Below are 17,475 nucleotides of genomic sequence, written 5' to 3' on the forward strand. Positions count from 1 at the left end.
GGGATATGCTTATTCATGAAAAAGATATCACATACTATACTATTCTCGATAGTAATTACTTAAAAGATCTTCCCCATTTTGTCATAAGGGAGTTTGAGCATTTACAATATAATGACATTGATGCTGAAGTCACCGAAATAGAGTACAATTGGGCAGATCCAGTCAAAATAAAGGATAAAGTAATTTCTAGACAAACGAGAAGCATTGTTTTTTGGATTTTAAAAAGGCAGAACGCACTATGCATCTTCAGTAACTCAGAGAGTGAAGTAGCATATTTATTATCGAAGTTAGAGAATCGTCAAGTAAATTATTTTAAAAAGATCAATATATACGATATTTGGAAAAAAAAATTTATGGAATCTGATGAAAAATCGTTAGCAGAACTAGTAAGTATACAAGTAAAAAGAGAAATCACAGCTAGCAATAGTATCGATTTCAATTCCATACAAGTTAATAAACTCAAAAAAGAAGAAATCATAAATTATTTATCATCAAATAATATATGCTTCTTGACCTTTAAGTTACTAGATACTAATGGATATTTTAACCTTGATTCGTCATCTGTAATTTCTATGAATGATACTGATACATACGAGGATATAAAAAATGTCATATTCCAAGTCTCAAAATTGGCTACATCTATTGACTAGTTTTTTATGTCGATGGTATTCAATGTTATTCCCCTTATTTGCGATATTAATTACTGTTATTTTATTTTTAAAACTAAACGGACATGAGATTAAACTGGATGACTTTAAGAACAAAATTGAATTTCTTAGTTGGATTTCTGCAGGTATTATGGCATTGATTTCATTTCTTGCTATATTTGTTGCATTTCAGTATGATAATAAGCTTATTGAAGCCTCTCAAATAAAGAGTGAGATATTTTATCCATATGAACTATCCGTTGAAGAAATCAGGGCAAAATTAATTGGGTATAATAAACTAACTGAAAAAGATAACATTATTAATGGATTGTACTGGGTGTATTTATTGGTAACAACTTTGTCAATATTTGTTTGGGGAATAGCATCTGGTATTTATACAAGTTTTGCAATTTATCCCCAGCATATTGTAACTGTCGATGGGCTACTTAACTTAGGGATCCATAGTTTCTGGCTTTCGTTAGTTATATTATTAATTAGTATCTGTGTTGCTTTAAATTTATTTAGACATAATTATGACCCAATTAATAAGGGGTATCTACCAAATGGAAAAGTATTATTTAATTTAGATTATATTTATAAAAATTCAGGGGATTTACGGGAATTGTGGGGTAAATTATCACCATCTTTTGAGTTTTATGTAAATCCAAATGAAAGAAGAACTAATCTCGAACTAGTAGCAAAATTTTCGATAAAAATGGAAAACATCAAGTATTTGTTATTAATTAAAGATGAGAGACATACCACTATGGTAAGAATTTATGGGGAAGTACAATCTTTTTCTCGTGTGGGAACAAACTGTATACTTCACCATGAAGATTTTCGATCTGAATATTATCAGTTGATAGATGAAAACTGTAAATCAGAAATTAAATTTTATTCAAGCACTGGGCATGTTGTTGCGAGAAATAAAATGAAAGTTGTTAATGACGGAGATATTAAAAGAGTCATTTTTGAAAGGGATTTAGAGCCTCAACAGATCGACTTGGATAGAGGATTATTTAGCAGAAGGGTGGGGGAGTTGAGTGTTCAATACGAGCCTTTAATAATGAATTCATATTCAGACGATTAAAATTTACTTAAATCCTTTAGTGTAGTAATAAATCACCGCGGTGATTTATCTTTAATGTCTCTAAGCAGAATCGTTGGTGAAAACGTGTCTTTTCGGAATAATTCAATTTATATTCAGTGGGTGATATAGTTTTGTATTTTTCCAAACTCCAATCAATCGTCAAGTTATACGCTGATGCTTATAACGAAACGGAAAGGTTTCAGAAAGAAAATAGTAATAAGATACCAAAAGGTGACCAAAAGACTGGTGTATTTGGTGAGGCCTTTATACTGGAGTACATATATAAAAAATATGGGAATGCCTTTCTAACTCAGCATGGTTCTACAAGCAAAGATATCAGATATTATGATCATTACGGACTTGAAACCTATGTTGAAGTCAAAACGGTGTCAGCCTTCTCAGAAGAAAGCATTAATGACTCCCATTGGTGATAAATGGGATGAATTATTCATGGTTTCTTTGGATAAAGTCTGGAAAGTCGTTAGGAGAGATTTGCTATGTTATCCTGGAACAAATACTAATGGACAATTCTCCATTCAATATAAATCGCAAAATCAAAACTACTCGTTGTGGACTAAAGAAAGGTGGAATTACCTGTCATAAAATTAGGCAAGCTAATTTACCTGATCCAGAAAACGATTCCTTTAAAATAAATCAAAAGAGAAGATTTATAGCATCGGTTTCAGTACCAATTATTAAAGATGTTACTTCATTAATGAAATTTACTTAATGGATATAAAATGCAATCGGCGAGAATGAGTTGTTAACAGTTTAATGATTGATTTGGATAGAAAAATATATTGTAGGAGGATATATGAATTTATTTGAAAATGGTAAAGACTCTATGCAAAAAGCTTTAAAAGCACTCTTTAGTATTGATAGTGAAACAAAAGAGCATGAGCAAGAATTTAATGCATTTCATTAGTTAGAATCCTGCCTCCCTGATTTCACGTTTAATTATGATATTTGTTCAGCAAATCGTCAAAAAAACATAGAAAAAATGTGGGAAAAATAAACATATTGTGAATATGGCTGAGAAACAGAGGGCACGAGCAATTGCTTCAAAAAGAGAAAGGATCTATATCGTTAAATACTAATTAAAATATCACTATCAATGTACGGTGAGATGATTAAGAAGGGTGAACGTAGTCGAAGTGTACCACCTAGTACCTACTGTTCAAGATCTATGTACTTAAAGGAACTTGGATGTACATATGACCCACTTATTGATGGATGAACTTATCTCGGCAGGAAGCGAAACGCTATTGAGCTGAGGATAATGGGCGAGAATAAGTGCTCACAACCTGAATTTATCTAGTCACTGTTTTTAATGAAGCACAAGGATGTGCTGGAAGATGCATTAGGACTCGACATTGACCAAATCGAGCTTGAAAAAACCATGGTAGCAATGATATCGATATATATGGTATTGCCCATCCCGCCGCTTGGAACTTTTTGTCGGATGCCAGGTGAAGCCTTCTGATCCGAGGCAATTCAATGGGAACATGATAAATGTGTTGAACAGTATGTAAGAAAGGATTGTTGTGTTGTTTGGATAGCAAGTTCATTCCGAATCGATTTTTTAAAGGAAATTAAATTGTTCTTAGGCAGTGGGGGGAACAAGCGGAAGTACATTAACTTCTATGCATTAGAAATTCATCCCGAAGCACTGACAGCGATTCATTTTCTGAATTCTATGAACAAGTTAGCGGTATGGGACAATTTGCATCAGGTCAAGGACGTATGTGAGTTCTCGCCGCCGCTACGTCTGATATTCAAGCATGAACAAATTCATTCTACACATCTTGGTAAAGCTGCTGTTAGAAGCCTGCAATTAGCAACGGATGTTAAAGAATACGTCATAAAGGAGTTGTGGTCATGTGTACCTGAGTTACTGAATGTGCATCGTGAGAAGAAATGTAATCAAAGCGACAGAATTATTACGATTGGTGCGGGTAAAGGTGGGCTCTCTTACCGAGTGTCTGCTATGGATCGCGAAGGGGGACTGCATTCGTTAAGCTGTTTATGGATTCAAATCAGGAGCCATTTTATCGACTTATCAAGCATTACAAAAAAGAATAGCAAAGATGTATTAATGAAAATATTCAAATTAGCAGAAGAAGGGTCGGTGTATATTTTAAGCCTGATGAGAGTTTAGATAAGACAGTATTGATGATTGTAACAATCTTAAAGCAGTTCTACCAGTATTTCAGTCCTTACCTTTACGGTGATATAAATTTGGGAAAAGGGTACGTATTGCACATTGGTCGCTGAAAAGCATAGAGGGTAAATATAACCGCTGACAAAGCGGTTTTCTTATTTTATAGGAAGCCTCAATTGTGAAAAAAGTAAGAATGAAGTAATATTAAAGTATTAGTTGATGTGCATTGGGGTGTTAATCATGGAAATCAAACTCTTCTATAAAACACAACGGGATCTTGCCAGTGCTCTAAACGGTATCGTCGATGCTTACTGGGAAAATGTATTGAATGAAGAAGATCTGATCAAGAATGTATTAGAGATCTACACCAACAATACAAAGAAGATCCTAAAGCATAATGAATTTACTACGATCCTCAAGCAACAGTGCGGAAAGAGAAGACTTGAGGTCATTGAAAGAATCTTACATATGAACGGACTGTTACAGGATGAACAATCTGTTGTATGAAAGAAGGGAGCTGAACCATGTCTCAAGAATTAGAATATAGTGCGACTTTAACAGGAGCTTCTTTCATGTTTTACGAATTCAAACAGGTCGTTAGTCTCAAGTTGCAGGGGTTAGAGGATTCTGAGATAAGGGAGAGAGTCCTTACCGAGAATCTTTTCCAATACCAGGTAAAAGCGAGTTTGAAACGAAGTTTACCATCAGTACTAAGACGAGTTGCTGTACTGGATGATGCCTTGAGAAAAATGGTGTTGGATGAATCGCTGGAGTCAGGGAAAATGATCAACCTCTACGCTATTATGAAAACGGACAGGCTCTTTTTCGAGTTTATGAATGAGGTCATCCGTGAAAAGCTTGAATCGGATAATTACTTTATGGAGAAGAAAGACCTCAATCTTTACTTTACTTCTAAAGCTGAACAAGATGCTGGGGTAGCTGGTTGGACAGAACAAACCATACAAAAGCTAAAAAACGTAATACAACGAATTTTACTTGAATCAGGAATTCTGAAGGATAAGAAAACAGGGGAACTAAATCGACTGCTAATGGATGAACAATTGAAGAGGCACTTCATTGACATTGGCGACATTGCTTATGTAAAGGCAATGGGTGAATGAGAGGTAGTGGCATGGCAAATTTGCGTAAGAGACTCGATAAAATTATACCGAAGATAAGGGAAGACAAGTTTATCCAAGGCAGGGGTCTCGGTAACGAGATCAGTTTTTATGTATTTGATTACGAGCCTGAACATGAGTTAGTTGTTCGGGATTACATCATACATATCAAGAAAGAGTTCAGCCACGAAGGGTCAAACCGCAAGATCATCGAGTTCGATCTGTATAAGATGCTCATTGAAATAGCAAAGGATAAGCGGATTTTCGAGCGGATTTTTCAGATGGAGGAAAAGCAGGGGAAGGATGCTCTTTTTAAGGCAATGGCCAACTTCGCCAAGCCCGAAATCTTCTTACAAAAGATCAAGGAACAGATGCAGGATCATAATGTGGTACTCATTACAGGCGTAGGGAAAGTATATCCATTTGTACGCTCCCATAATATCTTGAACAATCTGCAGGAGGTGCTCGATAAAATTCCAGTTATCATGTTCTTTCCTGGCAAATACGATGGGCTATCTCTTCGCTTGTTTGATCGATTCAAAGACGATAACTACTATAGGGCATTCCGATTAGTTGACTAACCAAAAGGGGAAATGGTTTGTGCTTATTAAAGACATGTTTCAGAAGGACATCGAACGAAATATTAAAGGCGTAATTAAGGTCGCTCAGACCGATGAGGATAATATCTATCAGGAACTTGATGAGTATGTCGTAACCAGAGAACTAAATAAGCACATGTCCAAATTCTATGAGAATTATCAGCAGGGCATTAGCGGTGCTACTGATAAAATGGGTGTTTGGATCTCTGGATTCTTCGGATCGGGTAAATCACACTTCTTGAAGATTCTTGCCTATCTGTTGGAAAACAAAAAGGTGAAAGATAAAAAGGCAGTCGATTTCTTTACAGATAAGATCCAGGATCCGATCGTCCTGGCAAATATGAAACGGGCTTCTAATGTTGAAACGGAAGTCATTCTCTTCAATATAGACTCGAAAAGTCCCTTAGATAATAAGTCTAAAGAGGATGCAATCTTACGTGTATTTATGAAGGTGTTTTATGAACACCGTGGTTTTTATGGAGACATTCCAGGTGTTGCCGAGATGGAGAAGTACCTGTCAAAAGAAGGCGTGTACGAGGACTTTAAGCGTGAGTTTAGAGCCGCGGCGGGCGAAGAATGGGTAGACCGCAGAAATACCTTCTATTTTGATGCTGATTATGTCATTGAAGCTCTGACAAAGGTCACGTCAATGTCCGTAGAATCGGCTCGAAACTGGTTCGAAAACGGTGTGAATAACTATGAGATCAGCATTGAAAAGTTCGCCAAAGATGTAAAAGAGTATGTTGACCAAAAGGGGGAGAAATTCCACCTGATCTTCCTGGTCGATGAGATCGGTCAATACATCGGCGACAGCCGTCAATTAATGTTGAATCTTCAAACGGTGGCAGAGGATCTGGGGACGCATTGCCAAGGGAAAGTCTGGATCATGGTTACGTCACAAGAGAGTATCGACAGCATCGTAAAAGTAAAGGGTGATGATTTCTCACGGATCCAAGGGCGTTTCGATACCCGACTGTCTCTTTCGTCTATCTCGGTCGATGAGGTAATCAAGAAACGGATTCTCTTGAAAAAAGAGCATGCGACCGACATGCTGAAGCTCCTTTTTCATGAGAAGAGTGCAATCCTTAAAAACTTGATTAGCTTCAAAGACAGTACCGCTGACCTCCGTGGGTTTGAGGACGAAAAAGAATTTGCGGATGTGTATCCGTTTCTTCCATACCAGTTTAAGCTCCTTCAAAATGTGTTCGAGCAAGTCCGTAAACATGGAAGCTCTGGTAAGCACCTATCCGAAGGGGAGCGCTCCATGCTCTCCGCTTTTAAGGAGGCGGGACTGCGATTCAAGAATGCCAATGAAGGGACTCTGATCCCGTTTTATGCATTCTACGATACGATTAAGGAGTTCTTGACCCCATCCATCGTGCGGGTTATTGAAGGTGCGTATGAAAATCCAGCGTTAAAAGACGATGAGTTTAATGTTGATTTACTCAAGGTGCTCTTTATGGTCAAGTATATTAAAGAGCTTCCTGCAAACATTGATAATATTGCCTCGTTAATGGTAACGAATATCGATGAGGATAAACTGGCGTTGAAGGAGAGGATTCAGGCATCACTAAGAAAGTTGATTGTCCAAACCTTAATCCAGAAGAACGGCGAGTTTTATATCTTCCTTACTGACGACGAGCAAGATATCAACCGCGAGATCAAGGCAATGAAAATTGAGGAGGATGCGGTTAAAAGAGAACTTGCCACCTACATCTTCCAAGAGCTGTACGACGATAAGAGATTCCGTTACTCGCAACAATACCAGTTCTCATACAACCAGAAAATGGATGAGAAAAACTACGGGAACCAAACATCAAGTATAGGAATCAATATCCTTTCTCCATTGTCTGACCATTATGCGAAATCCGAGCAGGAACTCATGCTGATGTCATCTGGAAATGGTGAAATGATCTTAAAGCTCGGTGGTAATGAAGCATACATTGAAGAGATGGAAGAAGTTCTGAAAATCGAAGAGTATAGGAAGAAAAAGAACCCGACTCAGCTTCCTGAGAGTATTCAAAACATCTTGAATAACAAGCAGGCAGAAGTAAGAGAGCGGAGACGAAGAGTGAAGGATTTGTTGGAGGAAGCGATTAAGGGTGGCGTTTTCTTCATTAATGCCGATAAGGTAGACATTAAAGGTGCTTCGGTAAAAGAAAAAATCAATACCGCTTTTCATTCTTTGGTTGAGAATGTGTATACCAAGCTGGCGCTTGTAAAGTCCTTCTTGGAATCTGAGAAGGATCTGGTTTCTCTATTACGAAGCAAAGCCGATCAGATTACCATCGATGGCTCGAAACAAAATGACAATGGTTTAGCTGTTAAAGAAGTGCTTGATTTCATCAGTCTTCAGGATAGTATTCAAAAACAGGTAAGGATTAAGATCATCTTGGATCGCTTTAGCGATAAGCCTTATGGATGGAAGCCACTTGATATCGCAGGTCTGATCGCAGAGTTAATGAAAGAACAACGGATCAGAATTCGATTCAATGCTGAATACCTGGAACCTGAAGATGGGAATTTGGTCAATGTCCTCACAAAGGCAAGCGAAGCTGATAAAGCCATCGTGACGAAGCGTGTGAAGGTCGATGAGTCCCTTTTGAAAATCGCCAAGAATATCTGTAAAGAAGTATTTAACAAAACAGATGTAGCAGACGATGAGGATGGACTTATCAAGGACGTTCGAGATCTCATGGATAAGCAGGTCACTGAGATCACGAATTTGAAAAAGCGTTATGAGGGTCGAAAATACCCTGGGAAAAGCCTGTTGGACAAAGGTCTTGAGTATTTCAACGAGTTCACCAAAGGATTAGACAACGTATCGTTCTTCACCAAGCTTCGAGATCTGGAAGATAATCTTCTGGACTGGGATGAGGACGTTTCTTATGTTCGTAGTTTCTTTGAGAACCAGAAAGAGATTTTTGATAAAGGTCTTTTTGCCTACGACAAGTACAAGGACAACAACGTTTACTTGATAAGCGAAGAAACGGAAAAGTACGCCACTAAATTGCAGGAGATACTTACGGAAGTCCAGCCGTACAAAAAAGTCAAAGAGATTCCTGAACTTGTTAATAAAATTGATGAGGCAATTCAGAAGGTACTTGAGGATAAGAAAACAGCGGCGAAAAATGCGATTAAGCTTGATGTTGACCACTTGGAATTACGCGCAAACCATGAAGGGGTATCGGAAGCGATTAAGAATCAGATTCAGACTTTCTATAAAAACTTGTCTCAGAGTATCGATGGCTTCAACGATATCTTCAAGGTCGATGCAACCGTGACCCAAAGCTCCACTTTCAAGGACAATATGGATATTAAGATTAGTCGTGAGATCAACGAGTGGAACCAACGAACGCAACCAGTGGTAATTGACGATGGTTCATCACACGGAGTTGAAACAGTCGTAGTTCAGAAGGAAAAGGTGAAAATCAGTAGCTTACTTGTTGATAAGACATTGAAATCCGAAGAAGACGTAGACAAATTACTTCATTCGCTATCGGTTAGATTGAAGCAAATGATCAAGAATAACAAACAAATTGAAATTGTCGAGTAAACGTGAATGCCGCGGCTTCGGCCGCGGCATATCAAATGAAGAAACACATCTTACACTTAGGCTGGTGAACACAAAGTATGAATAAGTCGGCATTGAAGAGCTTTGCTACAACTGCACGAAATGAGCTAATGAAAAAGGTCGAAGCCAAGGCTTTTAAGATTGGGATTACCGAAGAAAGCATAAAAAAAGCTCAAATTGAAACCTCTGATGCCATCTATATTGACGGTAAACAACTATCCATTCTTGAGAAGAAACAGCGGGATAAGCTTATTAAACGTATCAATGAGATCGGCTTTAAACGTGTCGTGGAGGAGGTTGCGTACACCTGGTTCAACCGCTTCATAGCACTGCGATTTATGGAGGTAAATAACTATCTTCCGACAAAGGTACGGGTCCTATCTTCCAGTAATCCTGAGAATCCTGAACCTGATATTATGAAAGAGGCATTGTCGGTTGATTTAGATATTGATAAAGAGCTGGTTTACGAACTAAAAATGAACAATAAAACAGAAGAACTGTTCAAGTATTTGATCATTAAGCAATGCAACAACCTGAATAAATACTTGCCGTTTATGTTTGAAACGATCGAGGACTATAAAGAAATTCTGTTTCCTGAAGGATTACTGGCGAAAGACTCATTTCTTAAAGAAATGGTCAATACAGATGTAATTCCAGAATCCGATTGGGGAGAGGTAGAAATCATCGGTTGGTTGTATCAATATTACATATCTGAAAAAAAGGATCAGGTTTTTGCGGATCTCAAGAAGAGCATTAAAATCAGTAAAGAAAACATTCCTGCGGCAACTCAGCTCTTTACCCCACACTGGATCGTTAGATACATGGTGGAAAATTCTTTAGGGAGATTGTGGTTAGATAGTCACCCAAGTAGTGTATTAAAGGCTCAGTGGAAGTATTATATGGAAGAAGAAAATCAGGAGGAAGAAGTAAAAAAGAAGCTTGAAGAAATCAGAAATAAAGAATTAAATCCAGAGGATATTACCTTCCTTGATCCATGTTGTGGAAGTGGTCATATCCTTGTCTATGCATTTGATGTCTTTTATGAAATGTATCTTGAGAAGGGATATATTAATCACGAAATTCCGAAGCTGATTCTGGAAAAGAATCTTTTTGGTCTGGATATTGATGATCGAGCGGCTCAATTAGCTTCTTTTGCAGTAATGATGAAAGCCAGGGAAAAATCCCGCAGAGTTTTTGGACAAAATATCAAGCTTAACATATGTGCGATACAAGAAAGTAACTGGATAACAGATGAGATTATAGAAGTGTTAGTTAATAAAAAGGAGTCACAATATGTTCAGGATATCCAGAGGGAAACTTTAAAATATATCAGGGATATATTTAAAAATGCAAAATATTATGGCTCGATTTTAGATGTTAAGAGTATAGATTTGAATTTTATAGATGAACAACTACAGTATTTTTCAAGCGATATAGAGTTTAGTGGTGACCTTCTGGAGCGGATAGCAACAACTGAGGCATTAGAAAAACTACCCGTATTAGTAATGCAAACAAGAATTATGAGTCGAAAGTATGATATTGTTTGTACCAATCCTCCATATATGGGGAGCGGTGGTATGACTACTGAACTTTCTTCTTACCTCAGACAGAACTTCCCAGATACAAAGTCGGATATGAGCACAGTTTTTATGGAGAAAGCCTTTGATTTATGTCATTCTACAGGAATGATCTCAATGATAAATATTCCAGTATGGATGTTTTTATCAAGTTACGAGAAATTGAGGAAGAATATAATTCAGAGCAGATCAATTGTTAATATGCTTCATTTCGGTCGAGGTGTATTCGGTTCGGATTTTGGAACAACTTCATTTGTAATATCTAACACAAAAATAAAACAGTACATTGGTGTCTATCGGAGACTTTTTCAAAAACATGGGGCAGTCGATAGTGTTGAGAGAAAAGAAGAGTGGTTCTTTGAAAATAAGGGGTATTTCAAAGCTCGGCAAGAAGACTTTTCTAAAATTCCTGGTAATACAATTGCATATTGGGCTACTCCTCAAACAATTAAGTCATTTGAAGCTTTATTGAAGAAGGATTACAAAGCAAACGCGGGAATATCGACAGGTAACAACGAAAACTATATTTTCTACTGGCATGAAGTGCTGTTTAACAAAGTTTGCACTAAAGAAGTTGCGAGAGAAGGATTTGATTATTTTCCATTATCTAAAGGTGGAGAATTTCGGAAATGGTATGGTAATAGAAGCTATATAATCAATTATAATAAAAATTCTCTTGATGAAATGAGTAAATTACCAGGTTTCCGTCATGACGGGAAAGAATCCTATTTCAAGCATTTATTGTCATGGAGTAAAGTTACAAGCTCAAACTTCAGTGCAAGATATTACGAGCCAATTTTCGTTTTTGACAGTGCGGCTCCATCAATAGGTAGTAACCAAATAGAATACACACTTTTAGGTTACTTGAATAGTAAGCTTACGAATTATTTTCTGCAATTTATTAATCCTACAATCAATTATCCTCCTGGATATATTGAGCTACTTCCGTATAACACTGGAATGGAAGATAAAATAGGAGAAATTGTGGAAAAGAACGTTTCCATCAGTAAATCAGATTGGGATGATTTCGAAGAATCTTGGGAGTTTACTTCTCATCCCTTTCTTAGACATCAGGCTAACAATAAATTAATAAGCAACGCTTTTGAAAATTGGAATGAGCACAAAAAGCTCATGTTTACACAAATGAAACAAAATGAAGAAGAAATTAACCGTATTTTTATAGAATTATATGAATTACAGAATGAATTAGATCATCAGGTTTCTGACGGAGAACTTACAATTAAAAAAGCAGATCAGTTACGAGATGTAATATCATTTATTTCGTACGCAGTGGGGTGCATGTTTGGAAGATACTCGTTAGATGAAGAAGGGCTTGTCTTTGCAGGTGGGGACTTTGATCCAGAAAGGTTTCAGAAATATCCTGTTGATAAAGACAACATCATACCTATCCTTTCGGGATCATATTTCGATGATGATATAGTGTCAAAGTTCATCGAGTTCATTAAGGTGACTTTTGGTGAAACAAATTTGGTTGAAAATCTTAGCTATATTGCTAATTCTCTTGGGATGAAAGATGGCGAAACAGTTAAAGAAACGATTCGCAGGTACTTCGTTAGCGACTTTTTTAAAGATCATCTACAAACTTACAAGAAGAGACCTATCTATTGGCTTTTCACTTCTGGTAAACAGAAGGCATTTAACTGCTTGATCTACATGCATCGTTACGACAAGTCCACTTTGTCGAGAATAAGGACCGACTACTTGCATGAACTTCAGAATCGACTGGATGCGGAGAAGAAGTCTCTCCTTAGTATTACTGAAGGAGACGGAACTGCTAAGGAAATTAGCAATGCCAAGAAAGAATTGAAGGCATTGGATTTGAAGATTGAAGAACTGAAGGCATATGATGAACTTCTTCACCACATGGCGGACATGCAGATCGAAATTGATCTCGATGATGGTGTGGCAGTGAACTATGCTAAATTTAAAGGCTTGCTTGCAAAACTGGATTAGTTTTCGGTTACAATGGGGATATACCAGTATTTTTGGTATATCCCTATCCATTAGCCTGATAATAAAGGGTGCTGAGAAGTTATGAATATTGATGAGATTATTAATACATTGAAGACAACCTTTCACGAACCGCTTGGTGACGGGGAACAACGAAAGATTGTTTTCTGGTTCGATAAGGATCAAGAGTTCGTTGATTACATAGACGAAATCATGATTGAGAACGTCAAGGTACACAAATTGACAAATGGTAACAGCTTCTATACTAAGTACCTTCTCGAAGAAGAGGATCCTGCTTCACATTATCTGATCTATACTGCCCAGGATATGGGAACTGAGGACAACTGGCTTTTGGATGCTTTTTTATACTCGAAAAGCTTTTATGCGGATAAAAGTTCTCTCATTATGAATGAATTGAAGATTGATGCAACCTTGAGAAGTGTTGTAAAGAAATACGAGAAATTTTTCGGCAATAAGGATCGCCTTCGAAAGTTCAAGGCATTTGATATCACATCATTCTCAGAGGAAACGATTGAGCTGGTGATTATGAGTGTCCTGTGCAATCTGAAATCGCCTGATTTCGAAGATGTTGTAAAAGTTATCCTAATAGATAGCCTGGATAACAGTGAGAATAAACACCTGGATCTGATCAGTAAGTTTTTCGACATCCAAGTATTCTGGAAATATGTATCCGAACGATATGGGTTTGAGAATAGCAGTCCAACGCTCAAGGGTTTATTCCTTCACTTGACTATCTCCGCATTAAGCCATGCAGTTGAAGAGCGACATCTATCACAAATTAAGAACTATATCGCCACCCGAAATAAATCAAATGCATTCGTTTTCATTGATCACTGGATGCATCATAAGATGGACTACCTCGTGTACGATCAGCTTGCTGAAATGGCGGAAAAAGAAATTAGACTTGCCGATATCGTGAATCAGCTTCCTGTTGAGGAATTCAAGACAGCAGATACGTTCCCTTATTTCGATAAGGCAATCATCATATATATTGCAAACAGTCTCGATGCAAGGCTTGAGGATTATGAGGAATACAGCAAGCTAATCAATTTAAGAAGGGCGAAGCATTTTTATGAAAAGTACCAATCTATTTACGAGGCATTGTACTATACCGTAAAAATGTTTGAGTTCCACAAAAAGTACAGTTTGGGTATCCCGAAAGCCCAGGCATTAGATATGTTCCGAGCCTACGTTAACGATTATCATCAACTGGATACGTACTACAGAAAGTTCTACGTTGCATATGACAATGAATCAAATAGCGAGATCCTCAAAAAGCTTAAAGGCATGGTTGAAAACCTGTACACCAACTGGTTTATAGGTGAATTAAACTCGCATTGGTCCGCCGCGGTGCAGGATGAAATGAAATCAAGCTGGGTGATCCCAGGGATTCAAAATCAAAAGGACTTTTACAGAAGTTTCGTTTCCCCTAAGTTACACCAAGGTGATCGGGTATTCGTCATTATTTCTGATGCCCTTCGTTATGAAATAGCGGCGGAACTTTCGGACAAGCTTAATTCGGAAACAAAAGGAGCTTGTGAGATCCAGCCGTTGTTAGGGGTTATTCCATCCGTGACGAAGCTGGGGATGGCATCTCTGCTCCCGCATAAAAATCTGGAAATGGATTTAAACGGGAGAGTGCTGGTAGATGGCAAGTCCTCAAGTGGCATGGAGAATCGGATTGAAATATTGCATGCGGCTGTTTCAGACAGCACGTCAATGCATTTTCAAGAGTTGTTCGCCATGAACAAGGCTGGAAGAAGAGAGCATTTCAAGGGCAAAAAGTTGGTTTATATCTACCATGACAGTATTGATGCCATGGGGGATAAAGCATCTACCGAGATCTATACGTTCACAGCGGCAGAAAAGGCGATTGAGGAGATCTATAACATCATCAAGATCATTCGAGACGACCTAAGCGGTACGAATATTTTCGTCACAGCCGATCATGGGTTTGTGTACCAGCGGGAAGCGTTAGAAGAAAGCGATAAAATGGAGAATGAAGGCATAAACGCATTCGAGTTCAAGAGAAGATACTTGCTTTCCCAGGATTCGGGTGAGAAAAGTGGTTTGCTCGATATCAGCTTGGATTCATTGATAAAGAATGAACATCGAATTACGGCATACGTTCCGAAAGCAACGATCCGCTTTAAAATGCAGGGGTCAGGAGTCAATTATGTTCACGGGGGGGCAAGCCTTCAGGAAATTGTCGTTCCTCTGATTCAATTCAAAAACATAAGAAGCGGTCAGAAAAACAGTCGGGACATCGAAAAAGTGGACGTAAAGCTCACAAACACGACAAGAAAAATTACAAACAGCTTGTTCAATCTTACCTTCTTCCAAACGGAGAAAGTGGAGGACAAGCGAATTCCTCGAATAGTGAAGATCTATATGGTAGATGAGAACGACGGTGTAATCAGTAATGAAGAAACGATCATATGTGACCGTACTTCTGACAAACCTGAAGAACGAACGTTTAAACTACGTTTTGCATTAAAATCGATACCTTACGATAAGAATGGTAAGTATTACTTGATAACGAAAGATGAAGAAACGAATGTGATCGTGGAAAGAACACCATTTACCATTAATTTGGGCATCGTTAGTGATTTTGATTTTTAGAAGAGGGGAGGAATACGGATGGAGACAATAACTGGGGAACAAGCCTATGATCTTGATCGCAAACTGAACGAAGTGTTTTCGGGTAGAGTTGTAAGGAAAGACCTGACGAAGCTGATGAAAGAAGGAGCTAACGTCCCTGTTTATGTTCTTGAATATCTTCTTGGGATGTATGCGGCCACTGATGATGAGGATAACATCCGAGAAGGGATCGAGCGTGTAAAGAAGATACTCTCAGACAACTTTGTAAGACCAGACGAAGCAGAAAAGGTTAAATCGAGAATTCGGGAATTGGGTCAGTATTCGGTTATCGATAAGATCACGGTTACACTTAATGAGAAGATTGATTCCTATGTAGCGGAGTTCTCGAACCTTGGACTTAAAGGTGTCCCGATTTCCCCGAACTATGTCAAGGAGTACGACAAGCTATTGGCAGGCGGGATCTGGTGCATGCTGAAGATGGACTATTTCTTCGATGAGGAAGTGAAGAACAGCAATCCTTTCAGTATCAGTAGCCTTAAACCCATTCAAATGCCCAACATGGATCTGAATGAGGTATTTGAGGGTAGGAAGAGCTTTACAAAAGTAGAATGGATCGATGTACTTATCCGTTCCACAGGTATGGAACCAACACAACTTGAGGACAGAGTAAAGTGGCATCTTCTACTTCGACTTGTACCTCTCGTTGAGAACAATTACAACATGTGCGAATTAGGTCCTCGCGGAACGGGGAAATCCCACGTATACAAGGAGATCTCGCCTAACTCAATTCTTGTTTCGGGTGGTCAATCGACAGTAGCGAATCTTTTCTATAATATGTCTACGAAAAAAGTTGGACTCGTAGGCTTATGGGACACGGTTGCCTTTGATGAGGTGGCGGGCATAACCTTCAAGGATAAAGATGGCGTACAGATCATGAAGGATTACATGGCTTCGGGATCTTTTGCACGGGGGAGAGAAGAGAAAGCGGCCTCTGCTTCGATGGTATTCGTAGGCAACATCAACCAAAGCCTTGATTCGTTGATCAAGACATCCCATTTATTCGCACCATTCCCCGAAGCAATGGCAAATGACTCCGCCTTTTTTGATCGGATGCACTACTATCTGCCAGGCTGGGAAGTTCCGAAGATGCGTCCAGATTTCTTTACCGACAAGTACGGATTCATCGTCGATTACATGGCGGAATTCTTCAGGGAAATGCGTAAGCGTTCCTTTGCTGATGCGATTGACCGCTATTTTAAACTTGGAAATAATTTAAACCAACGTGATGTAATTGCTGTTCGAAAAACAGTGTCTGGGTTGATCAAGCTCTTGTATCCTAATGGAGAATATACGAGAGAGAATGTGGAGGAGATCCTGAAGTATGCCCTGGAAGGTCGGCGGCGAGTAAAGGAACAACTCAAGAAAATTGGTGGCATGGAATTTTACGATGTTCACTTCTCCTACATTGATAAGGAAACGATGAATGAAGAGTATGTTTCCGTTCCAGAGCAAGGTGGAGGCAAGCTGATCCCAGAAGGAATGGGCAAACCAGGTCATGTCTACACAGTAGGGCATGGGGACTCAGGGATGATCGGGGTTTACAAACTGGAGAACCAGGTCGTTTCAGGAACAGGGAAATTCGAGAAGTCAGGTGTCGGATCCCATCGAGGGGCGAAAGAGAGCTTAGATACCGCCTTCCGTTACTTTACTTCAAACAGTAAAAGTATCAGCGGCTCGATTAGCACAAAGACAAAGGACTATTTGATGCATATAAGCGACTTGCAGGGCATTGGATTGACGGACGAGTTGGCAATTGCCGAGCTGGTTGGTTTATGTTCTGGGGCATTAGAAAGACCCGTACAGGAGAGCATGGTTGTACTTGGGAACATGACAGTTGGTGGGACGATTGCGAAGGTTGAAGAGTTTGCCAATACACTACAGGTATGTGTAGATGCAGGAGCGAAGAAGGTACTGATACCTGCCTCTTCTGTAGTGGATTTTCAGACGGTTCCTGCTGATTTACTGATTAAGGTACAGCCTGTATTCTACTCAGATCCAACCGACGCAGTGTTTAAAGCATTAGGAGTAAGCTAACCTAAACTTTGATGGGAATGAT

12 protein-coding genes are annotated in these 17,475 nt (G+C 38.7%); all 12 read left to right on the forward strand.

What is annotated here, in order from left to right; translation table 11 throughout:
* Positions 1-5: 5 nt before the first annotated feature.
* Complete coding sequence (locus B1728_RS30130; protein ID WP_079914129.1) at positions 6-650, forward strand: hypothetical protein; 645 nt, start codon at positions 6-8, stop codon at positions 648-650.
* On the forward strand, positions 607-1,737 hold the full coding sequence (locus tag B1728_RS30135) for a hypothetical protein (protein ID WP_144028055.1): 1,131 nt from the start codon (positions 607-609) through the stop codon (positions 1,735-1,737). Before B1728_RS30130 ends, B1728_RS30135 begins: the two co-directional genes overlap by 44 nt.
* Before the next feature lie 131 nt (positions 1,738-1,868).
* A complete protein-coding gene (locus tag B1728_RS30140; protein WP_079914131.1) occupies positions 1,869-2,168 on the forward strand; it encodes a hypothetical protein in 300 nt (99 codons plus the stop codon).
* 8 nt (positions 2,169-2,176) lie between these two features.
* Positions 2,177-2,467, forward strand: coding sequence for a hypothetical protein (locus B1728_RS30145; RefSeq protein ID WP_079914132.1), 291 nt, complete (start codon positions 2,177-2,179; stop codon positions 2,465-2,467).
* 867 nt (positions 2,468-3,334) lie between these two features.
* Positions 3,335-3,895: a hypothetical protein gene (locus tag B1728_RS30150; RefSeq protein ID WP_079914133.1), complete on the forward strand. Its 561-nt coding sequence runs from the start codon at positions 3,335-3,337 to the stop codon at positions 3,893-3,895.
* Between the two features lie 243 nt (positions 3,896-4,138).
* On the forward strand, positions 4,139-4,405 hold the full coding sequence (locus tag B1728_RS30155) for a TIGR04540 family protein (protein ID WP_079914134.1): 267 nt from the start codon (positions 4,139-4,141) through the stop codon (positions 4,403-4,405).
* A 17-nt stretch (positions 4,406-4,422) separates the two neighbouring features.
* On the forward strand, positions 4,423-5,019 hold the full coding sequence (locus B1728_RS30160; protein WP_079914135.1) for a DUF1819 family protein: 597 nt from the start codon (positions 4,423-4,425) through the stop codon (positions 5,017-5,019).
* Positions 5,020-5,030: 11 nt separating this feature from the next.
* Positions 5,031-5,597, forward strand: a complete 567-nt coding sequence (locus B1728_RS30165; protein ID WP_079914136.1) for a DUF1788 domain-containing protein — start codon at positions 5,031-5,033, stop codon at positions 5,595-5,597.
* 19 nt (positions 5,598-5,616) lie between these two features.
* Entirely contained in the window at positions 5,617-9,171 is a 3,555-nt protein-coding gene (gene brxC, locus B1728_RS30170; protein WP_079914137.1) for a BREX system P-loop protein BrxC, read from the forward strand.
* Between the two features lie 77 nt (positions 9,172-9,248).
* Complete coding sequence (gene pglX, locus B1728_RS30175) at positions 9,249-12,740, forward strand: BREX-1 system adenine-specific DNA-methyltransferase PglX (RefSeq protein WP_079914138.1); 3,492 nt, start codon at positions 9,249-9,251, stop codon at positions 12,738-12,740.
* A gap of 81 nt (positions 12,741-12,821) precedes the next feature.
* Positions 12,822-15,380: a BREX-1 system phosphatase PglZ type A gene (gene pglZ / locus B1728_RS30180; RefSeq protein WP_079914139.1), complete on the forward strand. Its 2,559-nt coding sequence runs from the start codon at positions 12,822-12,824 to the stop codon at positions 15,378-15,380.
* Between the two features lie 18 nt (positions 15,381-15,398).
* Positions 15,399-17,453: a protease Lon-related BREX system protein BrxL gene (gene brxL, locus B1728_RS30185; RefSeq protein WP_079914140.1), complete on the forward strand. Its 2,055-nt coding sequence runs from the start codon at positions 15,399-15,401 to the stop codon at positions 17,451-17,453.
* Positions 17,454-17,475: the final 22 nt, after the last annotated feature.

The sequence above is a fragment of the Paenibacillus sp. 32352 genome (assembly GCF_002042965.1).
Classification (GTDB): Bacteria; Bacillota; Bacilli; order Paenibacillales; family NBRC-103111; genus Paenibacillus_S; species Paenibacillus_S vulneris.

Excerpts from the sequence above, each read along its gene's own strand:
- B1728_RS30165 (WP_079914136.1), top strand. The coding sequence starts at position 5,031 with ATGGCAAATTTGCGTAAGAGACTCGATAAAATTATACCGAAGATAAGG.
- brxL (WP_079914140.1), top strand. The coding sequence starts at position 15,399 with ATGGAGACAATAACTGGGGAACAAGCCTATGATCTTGATCGCAAACTG.
- B1728_RS30145 (WP_079914132.1), top strand. The coding sequence starts at position 2,177 with ATGAATTATTCATGGTTTCTTTGGATAAAGTCTGGAAAGTCGTTAGGA.
- pglX (WP_079914138.1), top strand. The coding sequence starts at position 9,249 with ATGAATAAGTCGGCATTGAAGAGCTTTGCTACAACTGCACGAAATGAG.
- B1728_RS30155 (WP_079914134.1), top strand. The coding sequence starts at position 4,139 with ATGGAAATCAAACTCTTCTATAAAACACAACGGGATCTTGCCAGTGCT.
- B1728_RS30135 (WP_144028055.1), top strand. The coding sequence starts at position 607 with ATGTCATATTCCAAGTCTCAAAATTGGCTACATCTATTGACTAGTTTT.
- B1728_RS30160 (WP_079914135.1), top strand. The coding sequence starts at position 4,423 with ATGTCTCAAGAATTAGAATATAGTGCGACTTTAACAGGAGCTTCTTTC.
- pglZ (WP_079914139.1), top strand. The coding sequence starts at position 12,822 with ATGAATATTGATGAGATTATTAATACATTGAAGACAACCTTTCACGAA.
- B1728_RS30130 (WP_079914129.1), top strand. The coding sequence starts at position 6 with ATGCTTATTCATGAAAAAGATATCACATACTATACTATTCTCGATAGT.